Below are 20,662 nucleotides of genomic sequence, written 5' to 3' on the forward strand. Positions count from 1 at the left end.
GGGTCAGTTGTCGGAGTGGGTGAGCGCGGCGTACTCGTCGGCGGAGAGCACGTCCTTCGGCTCCTCCGTCAGACGCACCTTGAACAGCCAGCCACCCTCGAAGGGGGCGGTGTTGACGAGCGCCGGGTCGTCCACGACGTCCTGGTTGGCCTCGACGATCTCACCGGTGACGGGGGAGTACAGGTCGCTGACCGACTTGGTCGACTCCAGCTCGCCACAGGTCTCGCCCTCGGTGACGGTGTCGCCGACCTCGGGGAGCTGGGCGTAGACGACGTCACCGAGCGCGTTGGCCGCGAACTCCGTGATGCCGACCGTCGCGACGCCGTCCACGGCGTCCGACAGCCACTCGTGCTCCTTGGTGTAACGCAGCTGCTGGGGGTTGCTCATGACCTGATTCTCCTGGATGCGGGGGAGTGGATCGAACAGTGGTCTTGCGTGCCGGGACGGACCGGGACGGTGTGCGGGCGCGGGCCCGCGGGCGTGGGCCCGTACGGGAGGCCACGAGGGCGACCCGTACGGTCTCCGATCCGTTGCGGGGTTACTTCTGCCGCTTGTAGAACGGCAGGGCCACGACCTCGTACGCCTCATGCGTACCGCGAATGTCCACGCCGACGCCGGAGGTGCCGGGCGCGGCGTACGCCGCGTCGACGTAGGCCATCGCGATCGGCTTGCCCAGCGTCGGGGACGGGGCGCCCGAGGTGACCTCGCCGACGACCTGGCCGTCGAAGGTGACGGAGAAGCCGGCGCGCGGCACGCGGCGGCCCTCGGCGATCAGGCCGACGAGCTTGCGCGGCGGGTTGGAGGCGGCGCGCTCGGCGGCGGCCTCCAGGGCTGCGCGGCCGACGAACTCGCCCTCCTTCTCGAACTTCACGACCCGGCCCAGACCCGCGTCGAACGGGGTGAGGGAGGTGGTCAGCTCGTGCCCGTACAGCGGCATGCCCGCCTCCAGGCGCAGGGTGTCGCGGCAGGACAGGCCGGCCGGGACCAGGCCGACGCCCTCGCCCGCCTTGGTCAGCGCCTGCCACAGCTCCACGGCGTACTGGGGGGCGACGAACAGCTCGAAGCCGTCCTCGCCGGTGTAGCCCGTGCGCGCGATCAGCGCGGGCACCCCGGCGACCGTGCCGGGCAGGCCGGCGTAGTACTTCAGCCCGTCCAGGTCGGCGTCGGTGAGGGAGGCGAGGATCCCGGGGGACTCGGGACCCTGGACCGCGAGCAGCGCGTAGGCGTCGCGGTCGTCACGGACCTCGGCGTCGAAGCCGGCGGCGCGCTCGGTGATCGCGTCGAGGACGATCTGCGCGTTGGATGCGTTGGCGACCACCATGTACTCGGTCTCGCCCAGGCGGTAGACGATCAGGTCGTCGAGGATGCCGCCGTCTTCCTGGCAGATGTGCGTGTAGCGGGCGCGGCCGACGCCGACGGTGGAGATGTTGCCGACCAGCGCGTAGTCCAGGACCTTGACGGCCTCGGGGCCGGTCAGGGTGATCTCGCCCATGTGGGAGAGGTCGAACAGACCGGCCTTGGTGCGGACGGCGTTGTGCTCGTCGCGCTCGCTCGCGTACCGCAGGGGCATGTCCCAGCCCGCGAAATCGGTCATGGTCGCACCGAGCTCACGGTGCAGCGCATCGAGGGCGGTCAGGCGGGGGGCAGTGCTCATGGGTGTGGCTCCCGGGTCCCAGGGCATGACATGACGAGGAGGAGTTCCTCCCCATCTGTCATCGGAACCTGAGAGGTTCGCCGAGAGTTCCCCGCTTCCAGGGGAAGGTCTTCGACTTGCACCTTGGGTGGAGCCGACGCCGGTGCCCTCATGGGCGCCTGCGCGGCTCGCTTTTCAGATCTGCCTCATCCACGCGGTACGGGGCCTGAGAGATTCAAGGGAGGTACTTGCTCCTTCGGCGTCCGGCACGGCCCTCGGGCCGGTCGGAACTCTCCCGCGTGGATTCAAGCGGCCGGTATGCAGTTGGTGTCCAGATGGCGCACATCATTGCACGGCGTGCGGCCGAATGGGGGAGGGGGGCCGGAAGCAGAGCGGAACCGGGGCCCCCGGATTACCGTCTCTTTACACTCAGGGGTGAAGGGTCCTCGTGACCCGATGCGGGGGAGGCGATCACTGTGCGGAGATTCGGAGCACTGGCGGCGGCGAGTACGGAATCGGGCGCGGGTACGGGGCCTGCGGCGGATGCGGGCGCCGGTGCGGGCGCGGGTGCGGCTCCCGGCGAGCCCTTGGTGTCCGCGGTGCCGACCCAGCGGAGCGTCCCCCGGCCCGGCGCGCCGACGAGGGTACGGGACCTGCGCGGCCCCCGCGCCGCGGCCGGCCCGGCGGCGGTCCCCGGGCGGCTCCGCTTCGCCGAAGGGGACATAGTGGTCGTCTCCGGACTGCCCGGCGGCGGCAAGACCACCCTGCTCAAGCGGGCCGCCGAAGGCGGCGGCATCGACTCCCAGGACGCGCGCGAGCGGTGGGAGCGCCGGATGCCGGCCCTGCTGCCCTACGCCGTCTACCGACCCGTGGTCCGGATCGCGCACTACTGGGGACTGTGGCGGGTGCTCCGCTCCGGCGCCTCGGCCGTGGTCCACGACTGCGGTACGCAGAGCTGGGTGCGCACCCTCCTCGCCCGAGCCGCCCGGCGCCGGGGCCGCGCCCTGCACCTGGTGCTGCTGGACACCACCCCCGAGGAGGCCCGGGCCGGGCAGGCCGCGCGGGGCCGGGGCGTGTCGGCGTACGCCTTCGCCCGGCACCGGGGCGCGGTGGCCCGGCTGCTGCGCGAGGCGGAGTCGGGCCGTCCGCCGGCCGGCTGCGCCTCGGTGGTCCTCCTGGACCGCCCGGCGGCCGCCCGCCTGACGGCGATCGACTTCCACCGGCCCTGCGGCTAGATCGTCCCTTCCACTGCCACCGGCCGTTCAGTGAGCCGCGCCACTACGGCTCCCGCCCCGGCGGACGGCCCGCCTCCGCCCGATAACCTCGGGGCGGAACAAGGGCAAGCAAGCGGAGGCGTACATGTGGCCGGGTAACGAGCTGGAGCAGGTGCTCGGGGCGGCGCTGGGGCAGGCGGATGCCGGCGGGCGGATCCTCGAAGTGCTCGGGCGCAGCCACGTGTGGATCCCGCTGCCCGGGGGCGCGCAGAGCCTGGACCTGCCGACCATGGAGATCAACGGCGCCGCGTACGTGCCCGTCTACACCTCCGAGGAGCAGTTCCGCGTCTGCGCCGGGCCCGCCATGGACTTCGCCGTCGCCCCCGCCGTGGACTTCGCCCGGGGCCTGCCCCCGCAGCTGGGCATCGCGCTCAACCCCGAGGGGGCCGTCGGCGCCCCGCTGCCCCCGCCCGCCGTCGCGGAGCTCTGCCGGATGGGCCGCAGCCCGCTCGACGGCCCCGCCACCGGCGGACGGGTCCGGCTCTTCGAGCCCGACTGGCAGGAGGACCCGGTGGACTTCCTGGCCGCCGCCGCCGAGGAGTTCCGCGCGACCGGAGTCGTCGTGGCCGCCCACCGCTGCCTCGCCAGCGTCGAGGGCGGGGCGCCGCAGCTGTACGTCGGTGTCCGGCTGGTGGGATGGGAGCCCGACATGCGGAACGCCCCGATGGAGGCCCTCGGGCGCGCGCTCGCACGGGTTCCAGCGCCCTGGCCTGTGCAGTTGATCCTCCTGGACGGCGTGGAGGACCCGGTCGTCGACTTCATCGTTACGCGCGTACGCCCCTTCCACCTGATGTAGGCACGCTTAAGCTGGGGGCGGACACGCGTGGGCGACGGGCGGACGAAGAGACGAAGAGGGGTACCGGGTGAGTGCGTCAGGCACGGCCGCGGTCGGGCAGGTCGAGCACATGCTGCGCCAAGTGACTCCCGGGCGCTATGAGAGCTACGAGTCACTCCTGCACGCCCTCGCCGAGGGCCGGCTGTGGATGCTGCTCTGGCAAGGGCAGCCCGGCTCCCCGGACGCCCAGTACGGCGGCGTGGAGGTCGAGAACCTCGGGTACGCGCCCTGCGTGACCTCCCCGCAGGAGCTGGCCGCCAGCGGCTGGAACCGCGGCTACGAGGTGGTCACCGGCCGGGACATCGCCCGCGCCCTCTACCCCGACCGCTGGGGGCTGTGGCTCAACCCGCACGCCCAGGGCGGCGGCGTCGGCATTCCCTGGGCCGACCTGCGCCGGATCGCCACCGGCCTGGAGCGGATGCCGGCCGGGCCGCTGCGGCTGTCCGAGCCCGCCATCGAGCTCCCGCAGTTCTACGGGCTGCTGACGCAGCACGCGCACCGCACGCCCGCCGTGCGCTCGCTGCGCCGCGCCTGGGTGCAGCCCGCGCTGGGGTCCCCGTACCTCGCCGTGGGGCTCGACCTGTACGACGCCTCCGCGCACGCGCTGGAGTCCGTACGGGAAATGATGCGCCAGTCGGTCGGTGTGGTCCCCGAGGGGGTGCCCGTGTGCACGGTCGCGCTCGCGGACGAGCACGACCCCGTCGCGATGTGGCTGCGCGCCCGGACACGGCCGTTCTACGACCGCGAGGGACAGGCGCCCGCCTACTGAGACATCGGTATCAAGCCACCCGAGGCCGCACGGAACAGTCGTTCCGTGCGGCCTTTGCGTTGTCCTGATTTCAACCCTGATGTACGCCCAATAGGCATGGTAGTACGCCGAGTTGGGTGCCATGTCCGATTCCGTACCGAACAGGCTGTCTTGCTCCGCTGAGGTGGCAGCGAAGTCCGGATAACGGGAACTCGACCCTCACATCACGGTTGCGCATCCATTCACCTGCGGGTCTGGCGGCTGATCGAGCGCCCGATGAAGACTCCCCACCCAAGAGCGGGTCAGTCCTCCAAAGACTGGTTCGCCACGGGAAATTCGCTTGTCGTTTCGTACAGCACCACGTGCACCACCAGCAACGCCCGTATCCACGGCGCAGCGCTGCCCGGTGCACCGCACACCCGCACACCGCACTCCGAGCGCCACTCCGCACCAACGCCGCCACAGCGGCGGGCATGGGCCGATCCACCCGTCGGCCGAGAGGGGTCCCCACCACGATGACGGCACCACTGCATGACACGAGCGCGGAAGCACCCGCACCCGTGTCCGTAGCCGACGTCCCAGCCAAGGCCATCGAAGGCCGCTCGCCCGGCCGCATCGCATGGATGCGGCTCAAGCGCGACAAGGTCGCGCTGACGGGCGGCGTGATCGTGATCTTCCTGATCCTGGTGGCGGTCTTCGCCCCGCTGATCGTGAGCCTGCTGGGCCACCCGCCCAACGAGTTCCACGAAGATCTGCTCGACCCGGAATTCGGCACACCGCTCGGTTCGTTCGGCGGCATCAGCCCCGACTACCTGCTGGGCGTCGAGCCGACCAACGGTCGCGACGTGTTCAGCCGGATCGTCTTCGGCGCGCGCATCTCCCTGGTAGTCGCCTTCCTCGCGGCCTTCGTCTCGGTCGTCCTCGGCAGCCTGCTGGGCGCCCTGGCCGGCTTCCTCGGCGGCTGGGTCGACGGCATCATCAGCCGCACGATGGACCTGCTGCTGGCCTTCCCGCAGCTGCTCTTCACCATCTCGCTGGTCTCGGTGGTCCCCAACTCCCTCTGGGGCTTCACCGGTTCCGGTGTCCGCATGGGCGTGCTGGTGGTCGTCATCGGCTTCTTCGGCTGGCCGTACATCGGCCGCATCGTGCGAGGCCAGACGATTTCGCTGCGCGAACGCGAGTACGTCGAGGCGGCACGCAGCCTCGGGGCCGGCCGCGGCTACATCCTGATCAAGGAGCTGCTGCCGAACCTGGTCGCACCGATCCTCGTCTACACGACGCTGATCATCCCGACCAACATCCTGACGGAGGCGGCCCTCAGCTTCCTCGGTGCCGGCGTCAAGCCGCCCACGGCCTCCTGGGGAAAGATGCTCTCCGACGCCGTCCCCATCTACCAGGACGACCCCATGTACATGGTGGTTCCCGGTATGACGATCTTCATCACCGTCCTGGCGTTCAACCTCTTCGGGGACGGGCTGCGTGACGCACTCGACCCCAAGGGCAGCTGAACCGCTTCAACGCTTCACCCACCTATGGAGGTTGGACAACGTGATCCGCAGAAAGAAGGCGCTCGCGATCACCGCGGTGGTCGCTGCCCTGTCGGTGTCCGCCGTGGCGTGTGACAAAGCCGCGGACAAGAAGCCGGACGCCAAGGCGTCCGTCGGTGCCAGCGGCTTCAACGCCGCGACCACGGGCGTCGTGAACCCGTCGACGACCAAGGGCGGAGAGCTCAAGCTCTGGTCCCCGCAGGACGTCGACTACCTCGACCCGGCGCGCGCCTACTACGGCTTCGTGTGGAACCTGCAGCGTCTCTACATACGCCAGCTGTTCGCGTACGACAGCAAGCCCGGCGCGGCCGGCACCAAGCTGGTCCCGGACCTCGCGGCGGCCGACCCGGTCCTGAGCAACGACGGCAAGACCTACACCGTCAAGATCAAGGACGGCGTGAAGTTCGAGGACGGCACGCCGATCACCTCGAAGGACTTCAAGTACGGCATCGAGCGCGTCTTCGCGCAGGACGTGCTGTCCGGCGGTCCCACGTACCTGATCGACGTCCTCGACCAGGGCCAGAAGTACCCCGGCCCGTACAAGGACACCGACCCCAACAAGATGGGTCTGAAGTCCGTCGAGACGCCGGACGACAAGACGATCGTCTTCAACCTGGCGAGCCCCAACTCCGACTTCAAGTACCTGCTGGCCATGCCGTCCTCCTCGCCGGTCCCGGCGGGCAAGGACACGGGTGCCACGTACACCAACAAGCCCGTCTCCACCGGCCCCTACAAGGTCTCGGAGTTCACGGCGAGCAAGGGCGCGACCTTCGTCCGCAACGAGAACTGGGACCCGAAGACGGACACGATCCGTACGGGCCTGCCGGACTCGGTCACCTTCACGGTGACCACCAACCCGGACGACATGGACGCGCGTCTGCTCTCCGGTGACATCGACCTCGCGGTCGACGGCACGGGCATGCAGGCGGCCGGCAAGAACAAGGTCCTCAAGGACGACGCGCTCAAGGCCAACGCGGACAACCCCTTCACGGGCTACATCCGCTACTTCGCCTTCCCGACGACCGTCGCGCCGTTCGACAACATCGAGTGCCGCAAGGCCGTCATCTACGCGGCCGACCCGAAGTCCCTGCAGACGGCCCGTGGCGGCCCGACCAGCGGTGACCTCGGTGCGAACATGCTGCCGCCCGGCATCCCCGGCGCCGACAAGAAGTACGACCCGTTCAACCTGACCAAGGGCGAGCCGCAGATCGACAAGGCCAAGGAGGCCCTGAAGGCCTGCAACAAGCCTGACGGCTTCACGACCACCATCGCGGTCCGCAACAACCGCGCCCCCGAGGTGAAGACCGCCGAGTCCCTGCAGGCGGCCCTCGACAAGGTCGGCATCAAGGCCACGATCGACCAGTACGACGGCAAGCTCTCCTCTTCCGTCATCGGTTCGCCGGAGAACGTGAAGACCAAGGGCTACGGCATCATCGTCATGGGCTGGGGTGCCGACTACAACTCCGGCTCCGGCTTCCTGCAGCCGCTGGTCGACGGATCGTTCATCCTGCCGAACGGCAACAACAACTACACCATGATCAACGACCCTGAGATCAACGGGCTGTTCAAGACCGCCGCTGCCGCCGCCACTCCGGACGCCGCCGCGCCGTTCTACACCCAGATCAACCAGAAGATCATGGAGAAGGCCCTCTACCTGCCGATCAACTTCGACAAGGCCTTCGTCTACCACAACCCGCGCCTGACCAACGTCTACTTCAACGACTCGATGGGCAAGATCGACCTCGCCACCATCGGCGTCGTGAAGTAGTAAAGGCCGCCGCAAGGTCCGGGCCGCCCGATCCCTCGGGCGGCCCGGACCCCCGGCTCGTCAGACACAGCTGGTTACGCCTTCACCGCACATGCGCTAGTCCGAAGGGCAGGTGAAGGCCGCAGGCGGCGGCTGTCGTCCCCACAAGGGGCGGCGGCCGTCGGCCCGAGCGGCCGACTGCAGTGCTCGTCTACCTCATACGGCGACTTTTCAACGTCGCCGCAACGCTGCTGGTGGTCTCCGCGGTCACCTTCGGCATCTTCTTCGCGGTCCCGAAGCTGACCGGCAGCGACCCGGCGCTCATGTATGCCGGACGCGAGACCAACGCGACCGCCCTGGCGGGCATCCGGGTCAAGATGGGCTTCGACAAGCCCATCTCCGAGCAGTACCTGATCTTCATCAAGGGCATCTTCACCGGTCGCGACTACGACGCCGGCGTAGAGATCACCCACTGCCCGGCGCCGTGCTTCGGATACTCCTTCAAGACCGAGGTCCCGGTCTGGGACACCATGGTCGACCGCATGCCGGTCACCCTCTCGCTCGCCCTCGGGGCGGCCGTGATCTGGGTGATCGCGGGCGTGGCCACCGGTGTGATCTCCGCGCTCAGACGCCGGACCGCCGTCGACCGCACCGTCATGGTCGGCGCGCTCGCCGGTGTCTCCCTGCCGATCTTCTTCACCGGCATGGTGGCCCCCGCGGTCTTCGTCTACAGCCTCGGCTGGCTGGACGTCTCCAACTACAAACCGCTCACCGAGGATCCGGCGGCCTGGCTCAACTCGCTGATCCTGCCCTGGGTGACCCTGGCCTTCCTCTTCGCCGCCACCTACGCCCGCATCACCCGCGCCACGATGCTGGAAGTGCTCGGCGAGGACTACATCCGCACCGCCCGGGCCAAGGGCCTCAAGGAGGGCGTGGTCATCCGCAAGCACGCCCTGCGCTCCACCCTCACCCCGGTCGTCACGATGTTCGGCCTCGACCTCGGCGGACTCCTCGGCGGCGCGGTGCTCACCGAGACGACCTTCAACTTCCAGGGTCTGGGGACGGCCGCCGTCGCCGCCATCGGCGCGGGCGACCTCCCGGTGATCATGGGCGTCACCCTGCTCGCCGCGCTCTTCGTGGTGTTGGCCAACCTGATCGTGGACCTGCTGTACGCCGTCATCGACCCGCGCGTGAGGCTGACGTGACCGAGAAGCACACAACCGCCGACGCCGACGCGGTATCCGCGACCACCCCCGCCTTCGTTCCCGAGCAGGGCGGGTCGCCATGCCGGGCCTTCCTCTCGGTGCGCGACCTCAAGGTGCACTTCCCGACCGACGACGGCCTGGTCAAGTCCGTCGACGGGCTCTCCTTCGACCTGGAGCGCGGCAAGACCCTCGGCATCGTGGGCGAGTCCGGCTCCGGCAAGTCGGTCACCTCGCTCGCCATCATGGGCCTGCACCGCACCGGGCACGTCCGCAACCGCCCGCAGATCTCGGGCGAGGTCGTCCTCGACGGCGAGGACCTCGTCCAGGCCGACGCGGACCACGTGCGCACCCTGCGCGGGCGCAAGATGGCGATGGTCTTCCAGGACCCGCTGTCGGCGATGCACCCGTACTACTCGGTCGGCAAGCAGATCATCGAGGCCTACCGGACCCACCAGGACGTGGACAAGAAGACCGCGCGCAAGCGGGCCATCGAGATGCTCGACCGCGTGGGCATCCCGGAGCCGCACCAGCGCGTGGACTCGTACCCCCACGAGTTCTCCGGCGGCATGCGCCAGCGCGCGATGATCGCGATGTCGCTGGTCAACAACCCCGAGCTGCTCATCGCCGACGAGCCGACCACCGCCCTGGACGTCACCGTCCAGGCGCAGATCCTGGACCTGATCCGCGATCTGCAGCGGGAGTTCGGCTCCGCGGTCATCATGATCACGCACGACCTCGGCGTGGTCGCCGAGATGGCCGACGACATCCTCGTGATGTACGGCGGCCGGTGCGTCGAGCGCGGCAGCGCCGAGAAGATCTTCTACGAGCCCCGGCACCCCTACACCTGGGGCCTGCTCGGCTCGATGCCGCGCATCGACCGCGACCAGACCGAACGCCTCATCCCGGTCAAGGGTTCGCCGCCCAGCCTCATCAACATCCCGAGCGGCTGTGCCTTCCACCCGCGCTGCCCCTACGCCGACCTCCCCAAGGGCGGCATCACCCGTACCCAGCGGCCCGAGCTGGCCCTGGTCGACGGATCCGCGGAGGGCGACGGCCGGCACTGGGCCGCCTGCCACCTCTCCCCGGAGCAGCGGAACCGGATCTGGACCGAAGAGATTGCGCCGAAGCTGTGACCGATAAGAAGAAGACGGGCGAGACGGGCGCGGCCGCCGGAACGCTGCCCGTGCAGGCGGTGGATTCCCCCGAACCGCTGCTGAAGGTGACCGGCCTGGTCAAGCACTTCCCCATCACCAAGGGGCTGCTGCGCCGCCAGGTCGGGGCCGTGAAGGCCGTCGACGGGATCGACTTCGAGGTCTACCCCGGCGAGACCCTCGGCATCGTCGGCGAGTCCGGCTGCGGCAAGTCCACCATGGGCCGGCTGATCACGCGGCTGCTCGAACCGACCGGCGGGAAGGTCGAGTTCGAGGGCAAGGACATCACGCACCTGAGCGTCGGCGGGATGCGTCCGCTGCGCCGCGACGTGCAGATGATCTTCCAGGACCCGTACGGCTCGCTGAACCCGCGCCACACGGTGGGCACCATCGTCGGCGCGCCGTTCAAGCTCCAGGGCGTCCAGCCTGAGGGCGGCCTCAAGGCGGAGGTGCAGCGCCTCCTGTCCCTGGTGGGCCTCAACCCCGAGCACTACAACCGCTACCCGCACGAGTTCTCCGGCGGCCAGCGCCAGCGCATCGGCATCGCCCGCGCGCTCGCCCTGAAGCCGAAGCTGGTCGTCGCGGACGAGCCGGTGTCGGCGCTCGACGTGTCGATCCAGGCCCAGGTGGTCAACCTGCTGGACGACCTCCAGCAGGAGCTCGGCCTCACGTACGTGATCATCGCGCACGACCTGTCGGTCATCCGGCACGTCTCCGACCGCATCGCGGTCATGTACCTCGGCAAGATCGTCGAGCTCGCCGACCGCAAGTCCCTGTACGAGGCGCCCATGCACCCGTACACGACCGCGCTGATGTCGGCCGTGCCGGTCCCGGACCCGAGGCGGCGCGGGGCGAAGAGCGGCCGCATCCTGCTCAAGGGCGACGTGCCGTCCCCGATCTCCCCGCCGGCCGGCTGCCGCTTCCACACGCGCTGCTGGAAGGCGACCCAGATCTGCACGACGCAGGAACCCCCGCTGGCCGCCCTCAAGACCGGCCACCAGGTCGCCTGCCACCACCCGGAGAACGCCCCAGACCAGGCCCCGGGCGACCCGGCCCTCCCGGGCGCCGCGGAGGCGGTCGCGACGGTCTCGGACTGACCCGACCGGGCCGGGGCGAACAGCCCCGGCCCGGCCAGTTTCCGGCTCTGCCGGGCAGTCCCGCCCCGGGCAAATCCAGCTCCGCCGGGCGAAAATCCAGCCCCGCCGGCGTTTGAGGCGTGGGGCTCGGGGGCAGAGCCCCCGACCACGGCGCCGCACCCGACGGCGAACGGCCGCCCCCACAGGCCACGCGCCCGCGAGAAACGGCCCGGGGGGCACCCCCGACCCCACCCGTTCAGGCACGCCGCCAGGCGACCGGCAGAATGGGCCCGTGCTCCACGATCTCTTCCCGCCCGGAATCCAGCACGGCCTGGACCTCGCGGGCATCTTCGTCTTCGCGACGGCCGGCGCCCTGCTCGCCGTACGCAAGAACTTCGACGTCTTCGGCATCGTCGTCCTCGCGCTCGTCACCGCCCTCGGCGGCGGTCTCTTCCGCGACATCGTCATCGGTGCCACCCCCGCCGCTGCCTTCGGCGACCTCGGCTTCTTCGTCACCCCGCTGGTCGCCGCCGCGATCGTGTTCTTCCTGCATCCCGAGGTCCAGCGCATCAACCGCGCCATCAACGTCTTCGACGCGGCCGGCCTCGGGCTGTTCTGCGTGACGGGCACGACCAAGGCGTACCAGTACGGCCTCGGCCTCACCGCGTCCGCCGCGCTCGGCCTCGCCACGGCCGTCGGTGGCGGCGTGCTGCGCGACGTGCTCGTCAACGAGGTGCCTTCGCTGCTGCGCGACCGCGAGATGTACGCCGTCCCGGCCGTCATCGGCGCCTCGATGGTGGCCCTCTTCATCAGCTTCGACGCCCTGAACGCCGTCACCACCGGCCTGGCGATCGTCACCACCTTCGTGCTGCGGCTGCTGGCGATCCGCTACCACTGGCGCGCCCCGCTCGCCTGGAACCGCCGCTCGGCGGTGGCGGAGGAGCCGTAGCCGCACGGGCCGACCGGCTGTGACGGGCCCGCAACCCAGGAAAGCTACCGCTTAGTATTAACTCGTTGTACCTTCGTTCCATGTCACACGCAGCTGCCAAGGCTTCCATCGGCGACAGCGAGTTCGACCGCGACACCGCCGTCACCGCCCGCGAGGGCGACCACGGGGTGTACGACGCGGACCTCTCCGCCGGGTGGACGATCATCACCGCCGTCAACGGCGGGTACCTCCTGGCCCTCGTCGGCCGCGCCCTGTCGGCGGCCCTGCCGCACCCGGACCCGTTCACGGTCTCCGCGCACTACCTGACCTCGTCCGTGCCCGGCCCCGCCGTGATCCGCACCGAGGTCGCGCGCATCGGCAACTCGCTCTCCACCGGCCAGGCCTCCCTGTTCCAGTACGACGAGAGCGGCGCCGAGGTCGAGCGCCTGCGCGTGGTGGCCTCGTACGGGGACCTTTCCGAGCTCCCGGACGCCGTCCACACCACGGCCCTGCCGCCCGTCATGCCCGCCTACGAGGACTGCCTCGGCCCCGAGGCCGGCCCGGCCCCGATCCCCGGCAGCTCCGCGATCGTCGACCGGCTCCGGCTGCGACTGGACCCGGCGACGGCCGGCTGGGCCCTCGGGCAGCCCTCGGGCAAGGGCGAGATGCGGGCCTGGTTCGAGCTCGCCGACGGGCGCGACGCGGACCCGATCTCCCTGCTCCTGGCGGTGGACGCGCTCCCGCCGACCTCCTTCGACCTGGGACTCCTCGGCTGGACCCCCACGGTGGAACTCACCGCCCACGTCCGCGCCCGCCCGGCCCCCGGCCCGATCCGCGTGGCCATCACCACCCGCAACCTGGCGGGCGGCTTCCTGGAGGAGGACGCGGAGGTCTGGGACTCGGCGAACCGCCTTGTGGCCCAGTCCCGACAGCTGGCCCGCGCCCCGAGGGTCGCTCCGCGCTCCTGACGCCGGGCGGCCGCGACGTACACACCCGGGACCTCCCAACGGGCTCCCGGGTGCATCCGTCCCTATCCCGTAAGCCCCCGGCGGGGCAATCCGCGGCACGAGGCCTCGTAGAATCGGGGGATCATGGCCTACCTCGACCACGCCGCCACCACTCCGATGCTCCCGGAGGCCGCTGCGGCGATGTCCGCGCAGTTCGGCGTCACCGGCAACGCGTCCTCCCTGCACGCCGCCGGCCGCCGTGCCCGCCGCACCGTCGAGGAGGCCCGCGAGGCCCTCGCCGAAGCGCTCGGGGCCCGTCCGAGCGAGGTGGTGTTCACCGCGGGCGGCACGGAGGCCGACAACCTCGCCGTCAAGGGGCTCTACTGGGCCCGCCGCGACGCCGACCCCGGCCGGACCCGGATCCTCGCCAGCCCCGTGGAGCACCACGCCGTCCTCGACGCCGTGCACTGGCTCGCGGAGCACGAAGGGGCCCGGGTCGAGTACCTGCCCGTCGACCGCTACGGCCGCGTGCACCCCGAGGTCTTCCGCGAGGCCGTCGAACGCGACCCCGACGACATCGCCCTCGCCACCGTGATGTGGGCCAACAACGAGATCGGCACCGTCATGCCGGTCGCCGAACTGGCCGCCATCGCCCGCGAATCCGGCATCCCGCTGCACTCCGACGCCGTCCAGGCCTTCGGTCAGCTCGACGTGCGCTTCGGCGAGTCCGGGCTCGCCGCCATGACCGTCAGCGGCCACAAGGTCGGCGGACCCTACGGGATCGGCGCCCTGCTCCTGGGCCGCGACCAGAGCCCCGTACCCGTCCTGCACGGCGGCGGCCAGGAGCGGCACGTCCGCTCCGGCACCCTGGACGTACCGGCCGTCGCCGCCTTCGCGGTGGCCGCCGTGCTCGCGGCCGAGCGGCGCGAACGGTTCGCCGCCGAGATCGGCGCGCTGCGCGACGAACTCGTCGCCGCCGTCCTGCGGGAGGTCCCCGACGCGGTCCTCGGCGGCGACCCGGCCGGCCGGCTCCCCGCCAACGCCCACTTCAGCTTCCCCGGCTGCGAGGGCGACTCCCTGCTGCTCCTCCTCGACGCCCAGGGCATCGAGTGCTCCACCGGCTCCGCCTGCACGGCGGGCGTGGCGCAGCCCAGCCACGTCCTGCTGGCCACCGGTACGGACCCGCAGCTGGCCCGCGGCACCCTGCGCTTCTCCCTCGGCCACACCTCCACCAAGGCCGACGTCGACGCGGTCGCCGCCGCCATCGGCCCGGCCGTGGCCCGAGCCCGCACGGCGGGGCTCAGCTAGTGCTGGACGGCGGGGCTCAGCCGGTACGGCGTGCGGCCAGGGCTTCGCCGACCAGGCGGATGTAGCGGTTCCAGTCCCAGTGGGGGCCCGGATCCGTGTGGTCGGTGCCCGGGACCTCGGAGTGGGCCAGGATGTGTTTGCGGTCGACGGGTATGTCGTACCGGTGGCAGATGTCGGCGGCGAGCCGCGCCGAAGCCTCGTACATCGTGTCCGTGAAGTCCTGCGGCCGGTCCACGAACCCGACGTGCTCGATGCCGATGCTGCGCTCGTTCATGGAGCGGTTGCCCGAGTGGAAGGCGACATCCAGCTCGCGCACCATCTGCTCTATGTGGCCGTCCTGGTCGACTATGTAGTGGGCCGACGCCTGGTGCCACGGGTTCTTGAAGGCATCCACCGAGGACGCGAAGCCGCCTTGTGTGACATGGATGACGATCCGGTCCACGCGGTAGTCGTCCGGCCGGTCCGCCAGTCGCCAGTTCGCGGGCGAGGCGGCCGTCCAGCCCACTCCCGGGTGGTCCACCGCGCCCTCCTGCCGCGGCTTGCCCACCCCAGGCAGCAACCACCAGGCCCGCCGCAGATCGTCACGCCCCGCGACCGCCGCCACCGTGAAGACCCCGAGCCCCCCGAACAGCACCGCCCGGCGCGTTCTGCGCGGCGCCGCCTTGGGCCCCGCACCGGCCTTTGCGCCCTTGTTCCCCATGTGATCCACCCCCCAGAGCCGATAACGCGCTGTGACCCGGCGCGGTTCCCCGTACCCTGGACGGGCTATGACTGAGAACCTGCCGAGCAGCACCCGCCCCCTTCGCGTCCTGGCCGCCATGTCCGGCGGCGTGGACTCCGCCGTCGCCGCCGCCCGCGCGGTCGAAGCCGGGCACGACGTGACCGGTGTCCACCTCGCGCTCTCCGCGAACCCGCAGTCCTTCCGGACCGGCGCCCGCGGCTGTTGCACGATCGAGGACTCCCGCGACGCCCGCCGCGCCGCCGACGTCATCGGCATCCCCTTCTACGTCTGGGACCTCGCCGAGCGCTTCCGCGAGGACGTCGTCGAGGACTTCATCGCCGAGTACGAGGCCGGTCGCACCCCGAACCCGTGCCTGCGCTGCAACGAGAAGATCAAGTTCGCGGCGCTGCTCGACAAGGCCCTCGCCCTCGGCTTCGACGCCGTCTGCACCGGCCACTACGCCACCGTCGTCCTGAGCGAGGACGGCACCCGCGAGCTGCACCGCGCCTCGGACATGGCCAAGGACCAGTCGTACGTCCTCGGCGTCCTCGACGAGAAGCAGCTCGCCCACGCGCTCTTCCCGCTCGGCGACACCCTCACCACCAAGGAAGAGATCCGCGCCGAGGCCGAGGAGCGGGGTCTGGCCGTCGCGAAGAAGCCCGACAGCCACGACATCTGCTTCATCGCCGACGGGGACACCCAGGGCTTCCTCGCGAACCGCCTCGGCAAGGCCGAGGGCGACATCGTGGACGAGGCCACCGGCGAGAAGGTCGGCACCCACGAGGGCGCCTTCGGGTTCACCATCGGCCAGCGCAAGGGCCTGCGGATCGGCCACCCGGCCCCCGACGGCAAGCCGCGCTACGTCCTCGACATCTCCCCGGTGAACAACACCGTCACCGTGGGCCCCGTAGAGGCCCTCGACGTCACGGCCCTCACCGCGATCCGCCCGCGCTGGTGCGGCTCCACGGCCGCCGCCCCGGGCACGTACACCGCGCAGCTGCGCGCCCACGGCGGCGAGACCGAGGTCTTCGCCGAAATGGTCGACGGCGAGCTGCGGGTCTCCTTCACGGAGCCGGTGCGCGGTGTGGCCCCCGGCCAGGCGATCGTCCTCTACGACGGCACGCGCGTGGTCGGCTCCGCGACCATCGCGACGACCACCCGGTCAACGGCGGCGGCCGCGGTCTGAGGCGGCGGTCAGGCCACCGTCAGGACGATCTTGCCGGTGGTCCGGCCCCGCTCGCCGATCTCGTGGGCCTTCGCGGCCTCTGACAGCGGAAGGACCGCCTCGACGAACGGGCGCAGCCGGCCCGCCTCCACCAGGGACGCGATCTCCAGCAGGCCCCGGTAGTCCGGCTCGACCAGGGTCCAGCCGGTGTGGACGCCCGCCGCGTCCGCCGGGACGTCGTCCGGGGTGGGCAGGGTCACCAGGTGTCCGCCGGGCTTGAGGACCTTCAGCGAGCGCTCGCCGGTCTCCCCGCCGAGAGCGTCGATCACCACGTCCACGTCCGACACCACCTCGGTGAAGTCGGCCGAGCGGTAGTCGATCAGCTCGTCGGCGCCCAGCTCGCGCAGCAGGCCGTGCTTGGCCGCGCTCGCCGTGCCGATGACGTACGCGCCGCGCGCCTTGGCGATCTGCACCGCGAGGTGGCCCACGCCGCCCGCCGCCGCGTGGACCAGTACCCGCTGCCCGGGGGCGATCGCGGCCGTGTCCACCAGCGCCTGCCAGGCGGTCAGCGCCGCCAGCGGCAGGGCGGCCGCCTGCACGTGGTCGAGCGAGGCGGGCTTGGGGGCGAAGTGCCGGGCCGGTCCCACCACGTACTCGGCGTAGCCGCCCGCCTGGCGGGGGAAGCTCGGCATCCCGTACACCTCGTCGCCCGGGCGGTACAGGGTCACGCCGGGGCCGACCGCCTCGACGGTGCCGGAGACGTCCCAGCCCACGATCGGGACCTCGCCCCAGGCGATCAGGGCGCCGCTGGCCCGGGTCTTCCAGTCGACCGGGTTCACCCCGGCCGCGTGGACGCGCACCAGGATCTCGCTCAGGCCGGGCTCGGGCCGCTCGATCTCCCGCTCGACCAGGGTCCCGGGGCCGCCCCACTCGCTCACGACCATCGCGCGCATGTTGATCTCCTCAATCCGTCCGACTGTGTCCGGCCGCGTACTGCCAAGTCCGACTAAGCCTGACCACGTCCGACTGCTCCGAAACCGGAGTGTTCTCCGGTGACGTGTCCCAGATTCGTCCACCGTGACTTCCGCCGGTGTTGGCCGTCTGGCCACTATGTGACAGGATTTGGCCATGAGTGAGGTGCGAGCGGAACGGACGCCGCCGGCCGGGGCGCCCCGGGGGAGCGGCGAAGGCGGCCGCCACCTGGTCGCGGTGCTCGCCCTGCCCGGATTCCCGCCGTTCGAGCTGGGGATCCCCTCCCGGGTCTTCGGCAGCGCCGTGGACGAGTCCGGCGAAGCCCTGTACGAGGTCGTCGTCTGCACCGCCGACGGCGGCCCCGTGCCCAGCGACTCCGGCTTCGTCCTCCAGCCCGCCGCCGGGCCCGAGGCCCTCGCCGCCGCCGACACGGTGATCGTCCCGCCCACCCACGCCATGCCCGAGCTGGCCCTCGGCGGTCCACTGCCGCCCGAGGTGGCCGCCGCCATCGCGGGCATCCGCCCGGGCGCCCGCCTGGTCTCCATCTGCTCCGGCTCCTACGTCCTCGCCGCCGCCGGCCTGCTCGACGGCCGGCCCGCGACGACGCACTGGAACCTCGCCCTCGAATTCCGCCGCGCCTACCCCCGCGTCAGCATCGACGAGAACGTCCTCTTCGTCGACGACGGCGACGTCCTGACCTCCGCCGGGGTCTCCGCCGGCGTCGACCTGTGCCTGCACCTGATCCGCCGGGACCACGGCGTCGCCGTCACCAACCGGGCCGCCCGCATGTGCGTCGTACCGCCCTGGCGCGACGGCGGCCAGGCCCAGTACATCGACCGGCCCGTCCCCGAACCCACCGTCGCCACCACCACCGCCACCCGCGCCTGGGCCCTGGAACGCCTCGCCGAGCCGGTCACCCTGTCCGAGCTGGCGGCCCACGCCCGGATGAGCCTGCGCACCTTCACCCGCCGCTTCCGCGACGAGGTCGGCATGACCCCGGTGCAGTGGCTCACCGCCCAACGGCTGGAGATCGCCCGCAACTTGCTGGAGTCCAGCGACCTCCCGGTCGACCTGGTCGCCCAGCGCTCCGGCTTCGGCTCCGCGAACTCCCTGCGCCAGCACATGCGTTCCGCCCTCGGCATCTCACCGATCGCCTACCGCCGCACCTTCCACATGACCCCGGAGGTAATCGACCGCGCGGCTCCCCGCTGACAGGCTCGTTCCAGCGGCCCGGAACGCCGGGCCCCTCGACCGGGGAGACGAACATGACCGCGTACGCCATCGGACACCTGCGCCCCGAGACCATGAACGAAGAGATCCTGCACTACATGGGCGTGGTCCAGTCGACGATGGACCCCTTCGAAGGCCGGTTCCTCGTGCACGGCAAGCAGGTGGAGGTCATGGAGGGCCCCTTCCCCGGCTCGGTCGTCGTGATCGCCTTCCCGGACATCGAGAGCGCCCGCGCCTGGTACGCCTCCGACGCCTACCAAGCGATCCTCCCGCAGCGCACCCGCCACATCGCGGGCGAGGTCGTCCTGGTCGAGGGAGTCGCACCCGACTACGACGCTTCGGCGACGGCCGCCCGCCTCCGCGAAGCCGCCGGCCTCTGACGCGGGTCCCCCTGTCGGCGGCCCCCGACGCCGCCCCGGACCGCCGGCAGGTCCGGGGGTCCGGCCCAGCGGGCCTCCGACGCCGGCCGGGGTGCGAGCATGGGCGGTATGGCTACTCACCTCATCACCGGTGCCGGATCCGGCATCGGCGCCGCCGTCGCGAACCGCCTGCACGCCCGTGGCGACGATCTCGTCCTGCTCGCACGCGATGCCGCCCGCGCCAAGCAGCTCACCGGCCGCTACCCCGGATCCACCGCTCTCGTCGGAGACCTCGCCGACCCCGACCGGCTCTCCTGGGCCTTCTCCAAGCAGGCGATCCCCGAGCGCATCGACTCCCTCCTGCACATCGCCGGAGTCGTCGACCTCGGGCCCGTCGGCGAGCTGCGCCCCAAGACCTGGCACCAGCAGCTCAACGTCAACCTCATCGCGCCCGCCGAGGTGACCCGCCTGCTGCTCCCCACCCTGCGCGCCTCCCACGCGACCGTCGTCTTCGTGAACTCCGGCGCCGGCCTCGCCGCCCACGCCGAGTGGAGCGCGTACGCCGCCTCCAAGCACGGGCTCAAGGCCCTCGCCGACTCGCTGCGCGAGGAGGAGAAGCCGAACGGCATCCGCGTCACCTCCGTCTACCCGGGCCGCACCGCCACCCCCATGCAGGCGAAGGTCCGCTCCCAGGAGGGCGAGTCCTACGACGCCGCCGACTGGATCGACGCCGAGTCCGTCGCGACGACCATCGTGATGGCCGTGGACCTGCCCCGCGACGCCGTGGTGTCCGACCTCTCCGTCCGGCCCGGCCGGTGACCGCCTCGGCGACGGGGGTCGGCTCACTGCCCGGCGGGGACGCCCGCGAGGCCGCCAAGACGGTCACCGGCTCCTTCGAGGAGTTCCCGTACCTCGCCGAGCTGCCCGCCCGGGGGCCCGGCGCGGACATGATCGGCCGGTCGCTGGGGCTGCTCGTGGACATGTACGCGCACGTGGAGCCGAGCGGCTGGCGGATCAGCGACCGCCCCGGCCGCGACAGCAAGCGGGCCCGCTCCTGGCTCGGCGAGGACCTCGACGCCCTGGAGGAGTTCACCCAGGGCTACCAGGGGAAGCTCAAGGTCCAGGCCGTCGGGCCGTGGACCCTGGCCGCCGCCCTGGAGACGCACGGCGGCGAGGCCATGCTCCAGGATCCGGGCGCCTGCCGGGACCTGGCCGGATCCCTCGCCGAAGGCGTGCGCGAGCACCTGGCGGATGTGCACAAGCGCATTCCCGGCGCCGAGATCGTGCTCCAGTACGACGAGCCCTCGCTCACGTCGGTCCTGCTCGGCCGGGTGCGCTCGGCCAGCGGCTACCGCACGTACCGCGCCGTCGACCGGCAGGTCGTCGAGGGCACCCTGCGCGAGCTGTTCGCCGTCCACGACGGGGAGGTGATCGTGCACTCCTGCGCACCCGAGGTCCCCTTCGCCCTGCTGCGACGCGCGGGCGTCTCGGGCGTGTCGTTCGATTTCTCCCTGCTCACCGAGCGCGAGGATGACGCCATCGGGGAAGCCGTCGAAGACGGTACGAAACTCTTCGCCGGAGTGGTGCCCGGCACCGACGGCCCGTTGTCGGACCCGGGCGGTAGCGTCATGGGTGTCAGGAAGCTCTGGCGCAGGCTGGGGCTGGCCCCAGGGACTCTGGCGGAGTCCGTCGTGGTCACCCCTTCGTGCGGTCTGGCGGGCGCTTCGCCCGCCTACGCGCGGGCGGTTCAGGCGCACTGCGTCAGGGCGGCGAGGTCGCTCGCCGACAACCCTGAGTGATGTATTGAGACGGGCCA

Annotated in this window: 20 protein-coding genes and 1 riboswitch; of the genes, 16 read left to right on the forward strand and 4 right to left on the reverse strand. The window is 71.3% G+C overall.

Translation table 11 applies throughout. The features are described from left to right. Positions 1 to 3: 3 nt before the first annotated feature. Both gcvH and gcvT read right to left on the reverse strand, forming a co-directional pair. Positions 4 to 387 carry a glycine cleavage system protein GcvH gene (gene gcvH / locus AC3IYJ_RS27205; RefSeq protein ID WP_489397347.1) on the reverse strand — a complete coding sequence of 128 codons (384 nt, stop codon included), beginning with the start codon at positions 385 to 387 and terminating at the stop codon, positions 4 to 6. A gap of 151 nt (positions 388 to 538) precedes the next feature. Then, complete coding sequence (gcvT, locus tag AC3IYJ_RS27210; RefSeq protein ID WP_489397348.1) at positions 539 to 1,654, reverse strand: glycine cleavage system aminomethyltransferase GcvT; 1,116 nt, start codon at positions 1,652 to 1,654, stop codon at positions 539 to 541. A gap of 184 nt (positions 1,655 to 1,838) precedes the next feature. Further along, a riboswitch (glycine riboswitch) is annotated at positions 1,839 to 1,941 on the reverse strand. Between the two features lie 282 nt (positions 1,942 to 2,223). Here gcvT and AC3IYJ_RS27215 point away from each other — a divergent pair. The 11 genes from AC3IYJ_RS27215 to AC3IYJ_RS27265 all read left to right on the forward strand — a co-directional run bounded on the left by AC3IYJ_RS27215 (position 2,224) and on the right by AC3IYJ_RS27265 (position 14,399). Further along, complete coding sequence (locus AC3IYJ_RS27215; RefSeq protein ID WP_489402948.1) at positions 2,224 to 2,868, forward strand: AAA family ATPase; 645 nt, start codon at positions 2,224 to 2,226, stop codon at positions 2,866 to 2,868. Between the two features lie 124 nt (positions 2,869 to 2,992). After that, entirely contained in the window at positions 2,993 to 3,703 is a 711-nt protein-coding gene (locus AC3IYJ_RS27220) for an enhanced serine sensitivity protein SseB (RefSeq protein WP_489397349.1), read from the forward strand. 67 nt (positions 3,704 to 3,770) lie between these two features. Then, entirely contained in the window at positions 3,771 to 4,511 is a 741-nt protein-coding gene (locus AC3IYJ_RS27225; RefSeq protein WP_489397350.1) for an enhanced serine sensitivity protein SseB C-terminal domain-containing protein, read from the forward strand. Positions 4,512 to 5,005: 494 nt separating this feature from the next. Then, positions 5,006 to 5,998 carry an ABC transporter permease gene (locus tag AC3IYJ_RS27230; protein ID WP_489397351.1) on the forward strand — a complete coding sequence of 331 codons (993 nt, stop codon included), beginning with the start codon at positions 5,006 to 5,008 and terminating at the stop codon, positions 5,996 to 5,998. A gap of 31 nt (positions 5,999 to 6,029) precedes the next feature. Then, positions 6,030 to 7,805 carry an ABC transporter substrate-binding protein gene (locus AC3IYJ_RS27235; protein WP_489397352.1) on the forward strand — a complete coding sequence of 592 codons (1,776 nt, stop codon included), beginning with the start codon at positions 6,030 to 6,032 and terminating at the stop codon, positions 7,803 to 7,805. Positions 7,806 to 7,987: 182 nt separating this feature from the next. Then, on the forward strand, positions 7,988 to 8,989 hold the full coding sequence (locus AC3IYJ_RS27240; RefSeq protein ID WP_489397353.1) for an ABC transporter permease: 1,002 nt from the start codon (positions 7,988 to 7,990) through the stop codon (positions 8,987 to 8,989). Further along, on the forward strand, positions 8,986 to 10,122 hold the full coding sequence (locus AC3IYJ_RS27245) for an ABC transporter ATP-binding protein (RefSeq protein WP_489397354.1): 1,137 nt from the start codon (positions 8,986 to 8,988) through the stop codon (positions 10,120 to 10,122). Before AC3IYJ_RS27240 ends, AC3IYJ_RS27245 begins: the two co-directional genes overlap by 4 nt. Continuing rightward, positions 10,119 to 11,237, forward strand: a complete 1,119-nt coding sequence (locus tag AC3IYJ_RS27250) for an ABC transporter ATP-binding protein (protein WP_489397355.1) — start codon at positions 10,119 to 10,121, stop codon at positions 11,235 to 11,237. Before AC3IYJ_RS27245 ends, AC3IYJ_RS27250 begins: the two co-directional genes overlap by 4 nt. A 271-nt stretch (positions 11,238 to 11,508) precedes the next feature. Then, a complete protein-coding gene (locus AC3IYJ_RS27255) occupies positions 11,509 to 12,165 on the forward strand; it encodes a trimeric intracellular cation channel family protein (RefSeq protein ID WP_489397356.1) in 657 nt (218 codons plus the stop codon). Positions 12,166 to 12,245: 80 nt separating this feature from the next. After that, positions 12,246 to 13,112: a thioesterase family protein gene (locus AC3IYJ_RS27260; RefSeq protein WP_489397357.1), complete on the forward strand. Its 867-nt coding sequence runs from the start codon at positions 12,246 to 12,248 to the stop codon at positions 13,110 to 13,112. Between the two features lie 123 nt (positions 13,113 to 13,235). Continuing rightward, positions 13,236 to 14,399, forward strand: coding sequence for a cysteine desulfurase family protein (locus AC3IYJ_RS27265; RefSeq protein WP_489397358.1), 1,164 nt, complete (start codon positions 13,236 to 13,238; stop codon positions 14,397 to 14,399). A 16-nt stretch (positions 14,400 to 14,415) separates the two neighbouring features. Here the strand turns inward: AC3IYJ_RS27265 and AC3IYJ_RS27270 are convergent, their stop codons facing one another. Beyond that, a complete protein-coding gene (locus tag AC3IYJ_RS27270) occupies positions 14,416 to 15,099 on the reverse strand; it encodes an N-acetylmuramoyl-L-alanine amidase (RefSeq protein WP_489397359.1) in 684 nt (227 codons plus the stop codon). Between the two features lie 67 nt (positions 15,100 to 15,166). Between AC3IYJ_RS27270 and mnmA the strand changes: the two genes are divergently transcribed. After that, positions 15,167 to 16,306, forward strand: coding sequence for a tRNA 2-thiouridine(34) synthase MnmA (gene mnmA / locus AC3IYJ_RS27275; RefSeq protein WP_489397360.1), 1,140 nt, complete (start codon positions 15,167 to 15,169; stop codon positions 16,304 to 16,306). Between the two features lie 8 nt (positions 16,307 to 16,314). Here mnmA and AC3IYJ_RS27280 read toward each other — a convergent pair whose 3' ends face one another. Further along, positions 16,315 to 17,238 carry an NADP-dependent oxidoreductase gene (locus tag AC3IYJ_RS27280; protein WP_489397361.1) on the reverse strand — a complete coding sequence of 308 codons (924 nt, stop codon included), beginning with the start codon at positions 17,236 to 17,238 and terminating at the stop codon, positions 16,315 to 16,317. A 175-nt stretch (positions 17,239 to 17,413) separates the two neighbouring features. On the opposite strand from AC3IYJ_RS27280, the gene AC3IYJ_RS27285 reads away from it, so the two are divergent. The 4 genes from AC3IYJ_RS27285 (at position 17,414) to AC3IYJ_RS27300 (ending at position 20,645) form a co-directional block, all read left to right on the forward strand. After that, on the forward strand, positions 17,414 to 18,469 hold the full coding sequence (locus AC3IYJ_RS27285; protein WP_489397362.1) for a GlxA family transcriptional regulator: 1,056 nt from the start codon (positions 17,414 to 17,416) through the stop codon (positions 18,467 to 18,469). Positions 18,470 to 18,522: 53 nt separating this feature from the next. Continuing rightward, complete coding sequence (locus AC3IYJ_RS27290) at positions 18,523 to 18,867, forward strand: DUF1330 domain-containing protein (RefSeq protein WP_489397363.1); 345 nt, start codon at positions 18,523 to 18,525, stop codon at positions 18,865 to 18,867. 108 nt (positions 18,868 to 18,975) lie between these two features. Next, entirely contained in the window at positions 18,976 to 19,665 is a 690-nt protein-coding gene (locus tag AC3IYJ_RS27295; protein WP_489397364.1) for an SDR family oxidoreductase, read from the forward strand. Next, complete coding sequence (locus AC3IYJ_RS27300) at positions 19,662 to 20,645, forward strand: methionine synthase (RefSeq protein ID WP_489397365.1); 984 nt, start codon at positions 19,662 to 19,664, stop codon at positions 20,643 to 20,645. The genes AC3IYJ_RS27295 and AC3IYJ_RS27300 overlap by 4 nt, the downstream gene beginning before the upstream one ends. Positions 20,646 to 20,662: the final 17 nt, after the last annotated feature.

Source organism: Streptomyces sp. GL_140 (assembly GCF_057834465.1).